The following is a 12,364-nucleotide window of genomic DNA, read 5'->3' as shown; positions in this document are numbered from 1 at the left end:
CTTATTCATAGCGCAGGGCCTCAATGGGGTCGAGCCGGGCCGCCTTCGAGGCCGGATAGACGCCGAAGATCACCCCGACCAGGGCGGAGAAGCCGAGTGCCAGAATCACAGTGGGAATATCGATCAGCATGGAGACGCCCATCAGCCGGCCGACCAGCCAGACGGGCACCGCAGCGAACGCCACGCCGATGGCCCCGCCCACCATGCAGATCACCACCGACTCAATCAAGAACTGGGTCATGATGTTGCCGTAGGTCGCCCCGATCGCCTTGCGCAGGCCAATCTCACGGGTGCGCTCGGTCACCGAGACCAGCATGATGTTCATGATGCCGACGCCGCCCACCAGCAGCGAGATCGCGGCGATGGAGGCGATCAGGCCCGTCAGGAGGCCGGTGACGGCGGTCAGGGCCGCCGTCATCATCTCCATGCTGAAGCCCATGTAACCCGCCCCGCTGTGGGTCTTCTCCAGCAGGGCGACGGCGTCGTTCATGACGGCCTGGACGTCGGCCCCGGGGCGCACCTTCGCCATGATCATCCAGCTGTCGGTGCTGCCCGTCATGCGGTGCACCGCCTCCACCGGCAGGTAGACGGCGGGATCCTGCATCCCCAGGCTCTGCGACAGCGCGCCCGTCGTGTTGCCCACGACGCCGATCACCTGGTTGGTGAGCCCGTTGATCTTCACGCGTTCGCCGACCGGGTTGTAGTTGCGGTCGCCGAACAGCCGGGTTACCGCGTCCTCGGACAGGACGATCACGCGGGCGCCGCCCTCCATCTCCTCCTCGGTGAACCAGCGGCCTTCCAGGACCTTCACGTTCACCACCCGGTCAAAGCCGGGGGAGACGGCGTAGGCGTAGGTGGAGAGCGTCTCCTTCTGCCACTCCGCCCGGATGCCCACCGTGTCGCCGCTGACCACGACCTCGATGTCGGGCAGCATGGACTCCAGCATCCGCATGTCCCGCTCCCGGAACGGCTCGACGCGGCTCAGGACGTCGCTGGTCGAGGCCGAACCCGGCATGACGTAGAAGGTGCCTGCGCCGAGGCCCTGGAGTTCGCCCAGCACCGCCGCCTCGGTGCCGCGGCCGATCGCCACCACGGCGATGACCGACCCGACGCCGATGATGATGCCGATCATGGTGAGGATCGACCGCATCTTGTTGGCGAGCAGGGCCTCCCACGCGACCCGGAGGGTTTCGAGGATGTTCATTCCTCGGGCCCTCCCATCTGCGCGAGGCGGTCCACCGCCCTCACCGGGTTGGCGACGGGCTCGTCGCTGACGATCCTGCCGTCCCGCAGGCGGATGATGCGGTTCACGTGCTCGGCCACGTCGGGCTCGTGCGTGACGATGATCACGGTGGCCCCTTCAGCATGGAGCTCCTGAAACAGGGCCAGGATCTCCTCGCCCGTGCGGGAGTCCAGGTTTCCGGTCGGCTCGTCGGCCAGGATGATCGACGGCCGGGTAACCAGGGCCCGGGCGATGGCCACCCGCTGCCGCTGGCCGCCGGAGAGCTCGTTGGGGCGGTGGTGGATGCGTTCGCCCAGGCCCACCCGCTCCAGGGCCTCCCGCGCCCGCCGCCGGCGCTCCCGGGCGCCGACGCCGGCGTAGAGCAGCGGCTGCTCCACGTTGCGGAGCGCCGTCATGCGGGGCAGGAGGTTGAAGGTCTGAAAGACGAAGCCGATCTGCCGGTTGCGCACGCGGGCGAGTTCCGACTCGTCCCGGGCGGCGATCTTCCGCCCGTCCAGCTCGTAGGTCCCGCTGGTGGCCCGGTCCAGGCAGCCGAGGATGTTCATCAACGTCGACTTGCCGGAACCGGAAGGGCCCATGATGGCCACCAGTTCGCCGGCGTTGATCTCGAGGCTCACCCCGCGCAGGGCATGAACCTCGCTGTCGCCCATCTTATAGACCTTTGTAATTTCGACTAACTTGATCATCGGGCTTTCCCCCAAGTCTCGTCCACCTCCTCCACCCGAACCGCGTCTCCCTCCTTCAGGGAGTTAATCAGCGTGAAGGGGCTGACGATGACCTGCTCGCCCTCCGCGAGCCCCTCCAGGATCTCGACCTCAACATCGGTGCGCAGACCGGCCACAACCGGCCTCACCTTCACGGTGAAGTCCTCCACGACCAGTACGCTCAGCTGGCCGTTATCGCTGCGCACCGCCGCCGCCGGGACGACGATCGTGTCATGCCGCTCGGCCGTGGCGATGATCACCTCGGCGTTCAGACCCGCCCGGAGGAGCCGGTCGCGGTTGGCCACCTCGCCCTCCACCTGGAAGGACGGGGCTCCGCCGGTCATCGTCGCCTGCGCGGCCACGCGGGTCACCCGCCCCTCGAACCATTCGCCCGGTGCCGCGTTGGTCTCAACGGAGAGCGGCTGATCCGGCTGCACCTTGGTGATATCCAGTTCATCCACGTGGGCCGTCACCTTCAGGGCATCCAGGTCGCCGATGGTGAGGAGAAGCTGCGTCTCCTGCGCCGGCAGGCCGTCCTGAATGGCCACCGCCAGCACCGTGCCCGCGGCCGGGGCGGTCAGCTCTGCCTGCGCCAGCTTCTCCTGCATGGCGGCCAGGCTTTCGCGCGCCGCCTGCAGCTCGATCTCGGCCGCCCGCACCTGCTCGGCCACCGTGCCGCCGCTCGCGGCCTCCATCTCCGCGAGCTGCAGGGCGATGCGGGCCGCCTCCACCTGGCTGGCGGCCAGCTCAACGGCCACCGGGTTGTCGCCGCTCACCCGGGCGTATTCGGCCTCCGCGGCCGCCAGTTCGTCATACGCCGCCCGCAGCTGCGCAGCGGCCTGTGAAGCCGCCTCCTGGCTCTGTCGCAGGACCTCGTCGTAGGCCGCCCGGGCCCGTTCGTAAGCCGCGCGCAGGCTCGGATTGGCGGGATCGGCCTTGAAGGCCTCCTCCGCCTCCAGCAGAGCGGCCCGCGCTGCGGCGACCTGCTCCGCCCCCTCGGCGCTGCGATTCTGCAGCGTCGTCAGGTTCACGCGCGCCTGCTCCAGGCGGGTGCGCAGCAGGTCGTCCTGCCGCAGAACCGTCTCGAGGTTGTCCTCGGCCTGCAGGAGCTGCGCCCGCGCCTGGGCCAGCCGCTGATTCAGCTGCAGCGGCGCCTCCTGCTGCTGCAGCCTCAGGGCCGCCAGCGACGACTCCATCCGGGCCACCTGGGCCTCCTGCGCGGAGACCTGAAGGGCCAGATCCGTGGCGTCCAGGATCGCCACCACCTGACCAGCCGACACCTGGTCGCCAATGCCCACCTGCAGGGTCACCGACTTGGTGGCGAAGGGCGCCCGGATCTCATGCACATCCCTGGCTTCGAGAATCCCCGGTGCGACCACCTCCTGCTGGAGGCTGCCCTTCTGCACGGTCTGCACCCGCACAAGCGGGGCGCCGGCGGGCCCCTGCGAGCCGCGCCCTCCGCCCGCCGCAGGCAGGTTCTTCAGGTTGACAGCCACAAGCACGGCCACCGCCACGAGGAGCGCGGCCGCGATCAATCCTTTACGTCTCACGCCCGCTCCTCCTTAGTTCATCGTCATAAAGGCGCTGCCCAGTGCACCGGACGCCGCGCTGAAGAGCGTGGTCACCACGAACAGCGTGACCGGCAGGGCCCACCCCTTGCGGGGCTCGCGGTCGAAGAGGGCGGCGAAGCCGATGCCGAGCAGGATGTAGTACCAGATGTGCAGCGGGTTGATTGCGCCGAGCAGGCCGATCAGCCCCAGGCTGGCCGTGTCGGGGAGGAAGGCCGCGGCGCTCAGGTTGAGCTGCTGCCCCGTGATGCCCGAGAAGACCCCCGCCAGGAGACTGTGAATGGCCAGGGGCATGCGCGCGTAGCCGACCATCCCCATGTAGGACTTGAGCGACACGCCGCCCCCCTGGAACTGACCAAAGAACATCGCGACCAGAGAGACAAAGAAGCCGGCGAGCCAGGGACCGATCAGCGCGTTGAAACCCAGCGTCAGCGCCACGCTCCAGCGCGCCATGGTGCGCGCGAGTTCCAGGTCGATCTCCTCGCCCGCAGACATCGCGCTGATTGTCTGCATCTGCACCATCTCGGTCATCTCCAGCGTGGGACCGAAGGCGAGGATCATCAACACCACGCCCGCCAGCATGTGGACCAGGTAGGGAACCAGCACCGGCGGGTGTGCAGCCATGGCCCGGAAGGTCGCCGCCGGATCCGTCAACACGCGCACGACGGCCCGCCAGGGCGAAATGCGCGGTTCTCCACTCCTGTTCAGCATGGACTCGCTCACGCTCTCAACCTCCTATACGACGAAACAGAATAGGAACAGGTTTCCCCTGCCAATTCCTTTTGTGAGACCAGTTCATGGGCCTGAATGGTTCGCCAAAAGGTGAAACCGTTCACCTATGCTATGAAAGTACGACGTTGATGACAAAAGACCCCCTTCACGTTGGAAGGGGGATTTATGAGAAAAACCCGTCACGCCTTCCAGGGAATGCCCGCTACCACCAGCGCCAGCGATGCGGCGAAGGCCCAGAAGCCGGAGGCGGGCACGGCCCGCTTCTGCCGGGCGCGGCCGAAATGGGCCACCAGCAGGGCCAGCACCATCGTCGCAGGGTGGACGTAGGCGAAAAAGGCATTGAGCCTCCATCCGGTCTCCAGCACCCAGATCAGGAGCCCGATCAGCACCTGCACATCCAGGGCCACCGTATAGAACAGGCCGGCCCGGCCGCCCCACCCGTCCAGGCCCCGGTCGCCGGCCAGCCGGGCCCCGGCGAGCGCCGCCACCGCACCGATCAGGACGATCCAGCGCATCAGGCCGTGCGCCGCGATCAGGAAAAACAGCAACATCGAAGTGACCTCCCGAAACTTTCTTGTTTTCTTGTTCTCCCTCCTCACCTCCCGTTCCTTCCATAAATCCCCGCCGTTCTGCAGGAAATGTGCATAAGTATAGAGAAGACTGCCGGGTCAAAGGGGGGATCACGATGGGGGATGCGGCAAGGGTGCCGGACTGCCGTGAGGTGGCTGCGGCGCTCGACCGGCATCTGCGCACAGACACGTTCCCGCTGGGCATCCGGGTCTTCCGCGGGGCCGAGCCGCTGCCCGACCGGGTGCGGCGGCCATGGCGCGATATGGGAATCAAGATCGCCATCTGCCAGGGCATCGGCATGGCCCGGCGCTACGGCTGGGCGGTCGCCATGGGGCCCGAGGATCTGAGCTGCCCCATCGCACAGGTAGCCTTCGGTTTCCAGCCGGCGATTCCCTACTACACCGAGGGCAATCTCGCGGCGGGCATGTACGTGGAAACGTGCGGGCTGGGCGCCCTCACGGAGCAGGAGGTTCCCAAGTTCACGCCGGAAGAGGCGGGCACGGTGGTGGTGGCGCCGCTCGCCCGGTGCACGTTCGAACCCGAAACCCTGCTCATCTACGGCAACTCGGCCCAGGTGATGCGGGCGGTCACCGGCGCGCTGTGGAAAACCGGCGGTGCGCTCACCTCCACCACCACGGCCCGGGCCGACTGCGCCGACATCGTCATCCGCACCGCCCGGGAGGGGAAGCCCCAGTTCATCCTGCCCTGCCTGGGCGACCGGATCTTCGGCCAGACCCAGGACCACGAGATGGCGTTCACCATCCCCTGGTCGCAGGTGGGCGACCTGCTGGAGGGGCTGGAGGGCACGCACAAGGGGGGCGTGCGCTACCCGATTCCCGCCTTCCTGCGCTACACGCCCGAGTTCCCCGCAACCTACCAGGAGCTGCAGCGCCGCTGGGACGAAGGGGAGACGTCGTAGCATGAACCGGCACGGTCCCGTCCTGCCGGGCGGGACCGCCGGCGGTCGGGGGGATGCGCTTGCTCCATCTGAGCTGGTCCGATCCATTAGCCTCCGGCGTCTTCTGGCTTCTCATTGTCGTGATCGCGGGCGGCGTCTCGACCCTGTCACGCCTGGTCTGGCCGGCCGGCGTGATCGTCACGGTCATCGGCATGGTGGCGTTCGGCCCCTGGGCGCTGACCGAGATGCCCGTGATCCTGATGCTGCTCTACCCGCTCATCGGAACGGCGGCAGGCGCCGCCGGGGCGGCCATCGTGCAGCGCCGGCTCCGCGTCGGGCTGCTGGCGGGGACGTGGCTCTGTGCGGGCCTCACCGTCCACTACCTGCTGACGCTCACCCCCGGGGCGCACAGCACGGTCGAACTGCTCCCCGGCGCGGGGCTCCTGATCACGTTTCTCGTGCTCGGTCCGGTCACGGCGGCGCTGCTGCCGCCGGATCAGGGATCGCCCGGACGCGGCGGAGGCTGAGGAGCACAGCTCCCCAGCCTCCGCCCTTTTCTGCTTCCCTGGCTACTGCTTCAGATCAATGAACGCCAGCGTGCAGCGGGAGATGCAGACCAGCCGCCCCTCCTCGTCGGTGATGCGGACCTCCCAGACGCTGCTCCTGCGGCCGATGTGGACCGGCGTGGCCACCGCCCGCACCGTCCCCTCCCGCTTGGACCGGATGTGGTTCGCATTGATCTCCATCCCCACCACCGTGCGCCCCTCGCCGGCGTTCAGCGCCGCGCCGATGCTGGCCACGGTCTCGGCCAGGGCCACGGAGGCGCCGCCGTGCAGCAGGCCGAACGGCTGGCGCGTGCGGTCATCGACGGGCATGGTGGCGGTCACCCGTCCGGGCGACATCTCCTCCAGCACGATGCCCAGCGCGTCCATCAAGGTGCCACCGGTGTACGGCATCTGTTCCATGTGCATCTGCTCCCTCCGCTTTGCTGCGTCATGAGGTTCGCCGCGCCGCCCTGCACACCCTCTTTCCGACATTCGGCCCGCGTGTGCGCGGAAGGGCCCGGGAACGCGTCCCGGGCCCCTGGCGAATCAGCCCTCTTCCTGCGCGTCCGCATCGGGCGGCGGCAGTTCGCTCACGCCGCCCATGCGGTCCATTTCGTCCGGCGACTCCCAGCGCGGCACGGGCGGCTGCCATCCAGGGCCTGAACCGCCCACCTCGGCCCGCCGCACCGGCCAGCCCTGAACCGGTCCGGATTCCTGCCAGTCCACCCCACTGAGTACCGCCTGAGCGGGCTGCTCCATCTGCTGGTAGAAGCGGTCCAGGTGCGGGAGCGTCCGGCCCATGAGCTGAACGCCGCTCAGCTGCCGCACGTCCTCCTCCTCCAGGAACCGCTCCAGAGCCTGTTGGGCGCCCTCGTAGCTCTGCTGAATCAGCTGCACCTGGTCGATGATCCCGCCGACCACCTCCGGCGTTGCCCGGCCCGACAGGGCATAGCGGAGCAGGCCGCCGAGCGCCGTGGTGCCGTACAGCCCCATCATCATGTGCTGGCTCAGGTCCTGGAAGTGCGGGGCGCCCGCGGCCTGACGGGCGGCGAGCCAGTGGGCGGCGTAAGCAGACTGAATCTCGGGCTGGGCCGCCTGCAGCAGGCCCTGCATGCGGGACATGGAACCGGCCACCTGCGCGGGAAGCCGCATCGGGCCTCCCATGGGCATGGGCATGGTCACCTCGCTCGACACCTCCGGAAGGCTTTACGGAACTCCAGCCATCCCCATCTTATGTCGCCTGAAGTGCCCAATACCCTCATTCCACAATCTTCCTGAACCGCGCGTCAGTCAGCGATGCGCCTCCGGCGCCCCTGCCGGTCCACCAGGAGCGCGCCGCCGTCCGGCGCGGGCAGCGCCTGCGCCCAGTCACCCGCCTCCGCGGGCGGCACCAGGCGCGCCGCGGCGCCGGTGGTGAGGTCGAACCGGATCACCATCCGCTCGGGCGCCGTGACCAGGATGAGCCGCGAATCTCCCCGGTCGGTCAGCAGGGCCGCCTGCACGGATTCGGCCTCGCCCTTCGGCCCGCCGCCCACGACCGCAACCTCCTGCACGACACGGCCGGCGCGGATGCGCACGGCCCCGACCCCCCGGCCCGGCTGTTCCCCGCGCAGGAGCAGCCACACGGAGCCGTCCGGCGCCGGCGCCACGTAGCGCACCCGGGAAAGCAGCTGCGCGGGCAGGGTGTGGCTCGCCACCCGGCCGCCGGCGATGCGGTAGAGGCGGCCTGCGTCCACGGCCCACAGCACGCCGTTCTCGTCGAGGGCGGCGTGGCTCACCTGCCCGGAGAGGGCGTGCCGCTCCAGGACGCGGCCGTCGCCCGCGGCCGCGACCAGGTCGGCGCCCCGGCTGAACCAGAGCCGGCCGTCGTCGCCCACGGCCAGGGCGACGATCGGCGCCGCGCCCGCCGCAACCTCATGGGCGCAGCCGGCCGCCAGCCGGTACAGCCGGTAGGTCCCGCCCTCGTCCACGGTGTTCACCCAGGCCGCCCCGCCGGGCGCCGGCAGGATCGTGTAGCCTTCGAACGCGCCGAGCGTGTAGCCCCTCTGCCCGTCGGAGAAGAGGGGCCGGTTCGGGGAAGTGCGGTCGACCGTCCAGGTGGGCTCGCCCGGAGCCGGCCAGCGCCGGGCCTCCGGTGCAGGCTCGTCCTGCGTCGGAGCCGCGTCCATCTGCAACTGGTCCCTGATGCGCTGCACCATCACCAGGGCCTCGGCGCGCGTGGCGGTGCGCTCCAGGCCCACCGATCCGTCCTCGTAGCCCTGCAGCACGCCGAGGTGGACGGCCTCCGCCGCCCAGGCCTGCAGCCAGGTCGGGTACGAGGCGGCGTCGGGGGCCGCGAGCGCGCGCTGCCCCACCAGGTCCGCGTGGCCGAGCGCCCGCACGGCGGCCAGCACGATCTCCCGGCGCGCGATGGGCCGGTCCGGCTCGAGCCAGCCGTTGTAATCACTGGTGGGATCGAGCAGGCCGGCGGCCACGGCGGCCTGCACGTGGCCCTGCCGCGCCGACCAGTGGCCCGCCGCATACGGCGCCGCGTCGCCGGGGCGCGGCCTCAGCCCCAGCGCGCCGGTGAGCATCGTGAAGAACTCGGCCCGGGTGATTGGCTGGTCCGGCCGGAAACTGCCGTCGGGAAAGCCGGTGAGGTATCCCGCAGACACGCCGGCGGCGATCTGGGCCCGCGCCCAGTGGCCGGCGGTGTCCCACAGTGCGGCGCCCTGCGTGGCGGGCGGCGTCACCAGGCCAAGAACGGCCAGCGCCGCGAGCGTCGCGGCGGTGCGCTTCAGATGTTTCATCGTCATGCAGACCTCCCGTCCACATGACGGAGTCCCCAGTCGGTTCGTTTGCGCAATGTGCGAAGTGGGAAAATGTGCTGCGCCGCGCTGCCAGGTCAGACCACGGCGCCGCCGTTGGGCGAGATCACCTGGCCGGTGATGAAGCCCGCGCGCGGGCCCGCGAGGAAGCGCACCAGCGCCGCCACCTCCTCCGGGGTGCCCAGCCTCCCCGCCGGCACCCGCCTGAGCCATTCCTCCAGGTCATCCCCATGTAGAAAGCTGTTCATCTCGGTGTCGATGGCGCCCGGGGCCACCGCGTTCACGGTCACGCCAAAGGCGCCGACCTCCTGCGCGAGGGCCCGGGTGAAACCGTTCTGACCGGCCTTCACCGCCGAGTACGCGACCTCGCCCGCGGCCCCGGTGATGCCCCAGATGGACGAGATGGTGATGATGCGACCATACCGCCGCGCCACCATGTGCGGGAGCGCCGCCCGGGTGCAGGCGTACATCCCCGTCAGGTGCACCGCCACCAGGTCGGCCCACTCCGCCGGGGTGGTGTCCACCAGCAGTTTCTCCAGCGCCGTGCCGGCGTTGTTGACCAGCACGTCGATCCGGCCGAAGCGGTCGACCGTCGCCGCCACCGCGGCCTCGCAGGCGGCCGGGTCGCGCACGTCCAGCTGGAAGGGCGCCGCCTCACCGCCGGACGCGCGGATGGCCGCCGCCACGGCCTCCGCCTTCTCCCGCTGCCGGTGGTAGGCCACCATCACCGCGGCGCCCGCGGCGGCGATCTCCAGGGCGATGGCCCGGCCGATGCCCCGGGACGCGCCGGTCACCAGGGCCGCCTGGCCCGCCAGCTCCCGGGTCGCCGCGGCAGGCTTCTGGGTCGCCGCGGCAAGCTCACGGGTTTCCGCCGCCGTCATGCGCCGCTCCCTCCCTCTCCCAGCAGCACCAGGAGGCCGCGCAGGTCGCTGACGGCCACGACCTCGTGGCCGGTGGCGATGCCCGTGCGGTTGACCCAGACTGCTGCCATGCCGGCCGCCTGCGCGCAGGGCACGTCGTCCCGGAGCGAGGCGGCGCAGTACACGGCCTCGGCCGGGGCGCAGCCCGTCTCAGCCAGGGCGTCACGCAGGAAGGCCGGGTCCGGCCAGGACGCGCCTGCTGCCGCCGAGGGGCGGATCAACTGGAAGTAGCCTGCAATCTCGAACTCGGCCAGGAACCGGGCCAGCGACGGCGCCCACCGGCCCACCGCGCCCAGTGTGAAGCCCCGGCGGCGGAGTTCGGCCAGGACCGGCAGGGTCTCGGCGTGCAGGGACCACCACGCGGCGTACTCGTCCCGGGCCTCGCCCAGGCGGTTCACCAGGGCCGGGTCCGGACGGCCATGGCCCAGAAGGGGCAGCAGCGCCGACCACAGGGTGCGGTGCCAGGCCCGCTCCTGCTCCGGCGTGCGCACCGCCTGCCCCGCCTGCCGCACCTCGGCGGGCAGGCCGGCCAGGGCCTCCGCCACCTCCTCCCGGCTTGCGGCGATCCGCTCCCCCTGCAGGATGCCGGCCAGCAGGTCCGGTTCGTCGGGCCCGTAGGCCAGGGCCTGCGGGGCAAAGAACAGCGCCTTGATCACGTGCGCCAGACCTCCTCTCACGTACGCTTTCCACGCCGGGGCAGGGCCATCCTGCAGGAACCGGCAGCCGCCGGCACGAACCCGAATCGGGAAAGGAGAGTGAGCACGTGCGCTTCCGTCCGGACCAGCGCCCCTCCAAGTGGGGAGCCACGGCCGCCGTGGTCGAACAGCAGCGTGCAGAGGCCGTGGTGGAGTACCTCGCCGCCCTGGAAGGGACCCCGTTCGATGCCGTCATCCGGCTCTCTGACCTGACGGAGATCAAGGGATACCGCTACGTCCTGCTTCAGGTCAGTCTCGACTTCAGCCACCCCCATTTCCCCCGCATCGCCGGAACCCTCGACGAGATGGGCGGCAGCGAGTTTCAGCTGATCGTCGTGGAGACGCCTGAGGGCGCCGTCTACCTCATCGTCGACCGGCATAACCTGCCCGATGAGGAGATGCGCCCCGACCATCCCCTGCTGCGCCGGCTGGCTCACTGGCTGGGGGCCGCCATCTCGGCGCCCGCCTGACGGCCCGCCGCGAAAATCCGACCATTCGCCGGGAGTTATTACACTTACTCTGAAGTATCTGCCCAATGATGCGATGTCTGTGTTATACTCGCTTGTGGATAGGCACAAAGGTCCTGTTCCCGAACCACAAACAGGCATCAAGTGATTAGGCAGATAGGGGGATGACGGCAACCGTGTCCGGTACGAAAGAGCTTTACGACGTGACCCTGATCGGTGCAGGGCCGACGGGACTGTTCGGGGTGTTCTATGCAGGCATGCGCGGCATGAAGACCAAGATCATCGAGGCCCTGCCCGAGGTGGGCGGTCAGCTGGCTGCCCTCTACCCGGAAAAGGACATCTTCGACGTCGCAGGCTTCCCCAGGGTGAGCGCCAAGCATTTGGTGGAACGGTGCAAGGAACAGGCTGACCTGGCCAACCCGGACGCCACCTACGTGTTCAACCAGCGGGTCGACCGGCTGAACAAGCTGGAGGACGGCACTTTCGAACTGATCACCCACACCGGCGAACAGCATTACAGCCGGGCTGTCGTCATCACTGCCGGCATCGGGGCCTTTGAGCCCAACCGCATTCCCAACGAGTCCGCCCGTCAGTACGAGGGCAAGGGCGTCTTCTACAGCGTGACGAACCTGCCCCAGTTCGAGGGCAAGCGGGTGCTGGTCATCGGCGGCGGCGACTCGGCCGTCGATTACGCCCTGATGGTCGAGCCGATCGCGGAGGAGGTCACCCTCATCCACCGGCGCGAGGGCTTCCGGGCCCACGAGGAGTCGCTGAAGAAGCTGGCCGCCTCGCGGGTGCACGTGAAGACGCACTACGAGCTGCGCAAGGTCGAGGGCGACGGGAACTGGGTGAAGAAGGCCACCATCTTCGACAACCGCACGGGCGAAGAGACGACCATCGACGTCGACTACGTCATCCTCGGCACCGGCTTCAAGGCCTCACTGGGCAGCATGCTGGAGTGGGGTCTCGAGATCGAGAACAAGCGGCAGATCGTCGTGAACTCCAAGGGCGAGACCAACATCCCCGGCGTCTACGCGGCCGGCGACATCTCCTGGTACCCGGGCAAGATCCGCCTGATCGCGACGGGCTTCGGCGAGGTGGCCACCGCGGTCAACAACGCCAAGGCCTTCATCGACCCGGGTTCGGCCGCCTTCCCCGGCCACAGCTCCGAACAGCGGAAGAAGTAAGCGGGGTGCGCCCCCGCAGCGAGGACGC

Annotated in this window: 14 protein-coding genes; 4 read left to right on the top strand and 10 right to left on the bottom strand. The window is 69.4% G+C overall.

Features of this window, described 5'->3' with window-relative positions; genetic code table 11:
- Window position 1: 1 nt before the first annotated feature.
- The 5 genes from ACZ45O_RS01110 to ACZ45O_RS01090 form a co-directional block, all read right to left on the bottom strand.
- Complete coding sequence (locus ACZ45O_RS01110; protein ID WP_464855137.1) at window positions 2-1,204, bottom strand: ABC transporter permease; 1,203 nt, start codon at window positions 1,202-1,204, stop codon at window positions 2-4.
- Window positions 1,201-1,929 (bottom strand): ABC transporter ATP-binding protein, encoded by a 729-nt coding sequence (locus tag ACZ45O_RS01105; protein ID WP_464855136.1) that lies wholly within the window; start codon window positions 1,927-1,929, stop codon window positions 1,201-1,203. The genes ACZ45O_RS01110 and ACZ45O_RS01105 overlap by 4 nt, the downstream gene beginning before the upstream one ends.
- Window positions 1,926-3,497 carry an efflux RND transporter periplasmic adaptor subunit gene (locus ACZ45O_RS01100; RefSeq protein ID WP_464855135.1) on the bottom strand — a complete coding sequence of 524 codons (1,572 nt, stop codon included), beginning with the start codon at window positions 3,495-3,497 and terminating at the stop codon, window positions 1,926-1,928. The genes ACZ45O_RS01105 and ACZ45O_RS01100 overlap by 4 nt, the downstream gene beginning before the upstream one ends.
- Window positions 3,498-3,509: 12 nt before the next feature.
- Complete coding sequence (locus ACZ45O_RS01095; protein ID WP_464855134.1) at window positions 3,510-4,238, bottom strand: YIP1 family protein; 729 nt, start codon at window positions 4,236-4,238, stop codon at window positions 3,510-3,512.
- A 188-nt stretch (window positions 4,239-4,426) separates the two neighbouring features.
- Window positions 4,427-4,798, bottom strand: coding sequence for a hypothetical protein (locus ACZ45O_RS01090; protein ID WP_464855133.1), 372 nt, complete (start codon window positions 4,796-4,798; stop codon window positions 4,427-4,429).
- 134 nt (window positions 4,799-4,932) lie between these two features.
- Between ACZ45O_RS01090 and ACZ45O_RS01085 the strand changes: the two genes are divergently transcribed.
- Window positions 4,933-5,736, top strand: a complete 804-nt coding sequence (locus tag ACZ45O_RS01085; RefSeq protein ID WP_464855132.1) for a DUF169 domain-containing protein — start codon at window positions 4,933-4,935, stop codon at window positions 5,734-5,736.
- A gap of 53 nt (window positions 5,737-5,789) precedes the next feature.
- On the top strand, window positions 5,790-6,242 hold the full coding sequence (locus tag ACZ45O_RS01080) for a hypothetical protein (protein ID WP_464855131.1): 453 nt from the start codon (window positions 5,790-5,792) through the stop codon (window positions 6,240-6,242).
- 42 nt (window positions 6,243-6,284) lie between these two features.
- Here ACZ45O_RS01080 and ACZ45O_RS01075 read toward each other — a convergent pair whose 3' ends face one another.
- From ACZ45O_RS01075 to ACZ45O_RS01055, 5 genes are all read right to left on the bottom strand, one after another.
- Window positions 6,285-6,680 carry a hotdog fold thioesterase gene (locus ACZ45O_RS01075; RefSeq protein WP_464855130.1) on the bottom strand — a complete coding sequence of 132 codons (396 nt, stop codon included), beginning with the start codon at window positions 6,678-6,680 and terminating at the stop codon, window positions 6,285-6,287.
- A 126-nt stretch (window positions 6,681-6,806) separates the two neighbouring features.
- A complete protein-coding gene (locus ACZ45O_RS01070; RefSeq protein WP_464855129.1) occupies window positions 6,807-7,382 on the bottom strand; it encodes a hypothetical protein in 576 nt (191 codons plus the stop codon).
- Window positions 7,383-7,546: 164 nt separating this feature from the next.
- Window positions 7,547-9,055: an S-layer homology domain-containing protein gene (locus tag ACZ45O_RS01065; protein WP_464855128.1), complete on the bottom strand. Its 1,509-nt coding sequence runs from the start codon at window positions 9,053-9,055 to the stop codon at window positions 7,547-7,549.
- 89 nt (window positions 9,056-9,144) lie between these two features.
- Window positions 9,145-9,948 carry an elongation factor P 5-aminopentanone reductase gene (gene ymfI / locus ACZ45O_RS01060; RefSeq protein WP_464855127.1) on the bottom strand — a complete coding sequence of 268 codons (804 nt, stop codon included), beginning with the start codon at window positions 9,946-9,948 and terminating at the stop codon, window positions 9,145-9,147.
- Entirely contained in the window at window positions 9,945-10,643 is a 699-nt protein-coding gene (locus tag ACZ45O_RS01055) for an HAD family hydrolase (RefSeq protein WP_464855126.1), read from the bottom strand. Before ACZ45O_RS01055 ends, ymfI begins: the two co-directional genes overlap by 4 nt.
- Window positions 10,644-10,750: 107 nt before the next feature.
- Here ACZ45O_RS01055 and ACZ45O_RS01050 point away from each other — a divergent pair, with 107 nt between their 5' ends.
- Together ACZ45O_RS01050 and ACZ45O_RS01045 are read left to right on the top strand one after the other, a co-directional pair.
- The gene (locus ACZ45O_RS01050) at window positions 10,751-11,152 is read left to right on the top strand and encodes a hypothetical protein (RefSeq protein ID WP_464855125.1); all 402 of its coding nucleotides are present in this window, start codon (window positions 10,751-10,753) and stop codon (window positions 11,150-11,152) included.
- A 173-nt stretch (window positions 11,153-11,325) separates the two neighbouring features.
- A complete protein-coding gene (locus ACZ45O_RS01045; RefSeq protein WP_464855124.1) occupies window positions 11,326-12,336 on the top strand; it encodes an NAD(P)/FAD-dependent oxidoreductase in 1,011 nt (336 codons plus the stop codon).
- The last annotated feature ends 28 nt before the right edge of the window (window positions 12,337-12,364 follow it).

It is taken from the genome of Symbiobacterium turbinis, from assembly GCF_055383075.1.
The sequence above is the reverse complement of the archived record's forward strand: the minus strand, read 5'-3'. Positions and strand labels throughout refer to the sequence as shown.

Bases quoted from the DNA above. Each gene is read 5' to 3' on its own strand.
- ACZ45O_RS01110 (WP_464855137.1), bottom strand. From the start codon at position 1,204: ATGAACATCCTCGAAACCCTCCGGGTCGCGTGGGAGGCCCTGCTCGCC.
- ymfI (WP_464855127.1), bottom strand. From the start codon at position 9,948: ATGACGGCGGCGGAAACCCGTGAGCTTGCCGCGGCGACCCAGAAGCCT.
- ACZ45O_RS01085 (WP_464855132.1), top strand. From the start codon at position 4,933: ATGGGGGATGCGGCAAGGGTGCCGGACTGCCGTGAGGTGGCTGCGGCG.
- ACZ45O_RS01105 (WP_464855136.1), bottom strand. From the start codon at position 1,929: ATGATCAAGTTAGTCGAAATTACAAAGGTCTATAAGATGGGCGACAGC.
- ACZ45O_RS01075 (WP_464855130.1), bottom strand. From the start codon at position 6,680: ATGGAACAGATGCCGTACACCGGTGGCACCTTGATGGACGCGCTGGGC.
- ACZ45O_RS01070 (WP_464855129.1), bottom strand. From the start codon at position 7,382: ATGTCCCGCATGCAGGGCCTGCTGCAGGCGGCCCAGCCCGAGATTCAG.
- ACZ45O_RS01065 (WP_464855128.1), bottom strand. From the start codon at position 9,055: ATGACGATGAAACATCTGAAGCGCACCGCCGCGACGCTCGCGGCGCTG.
- ACZ45O_RS01080 (WP_464855131.1), top strand. From the start codon at position 5,790: ATGCGCTTGCTCCATCTGAGCTGGTCCGATCCATTAGCCTCCGGCGTC.
- ACZ45O_RS01090 (WP_464855133.1), bottom strand. From the start codon at position 4,798: ATGTTGCTGTTTTTCCTGATCGCGGCGCACGGCCTGATGCGCTGGATC.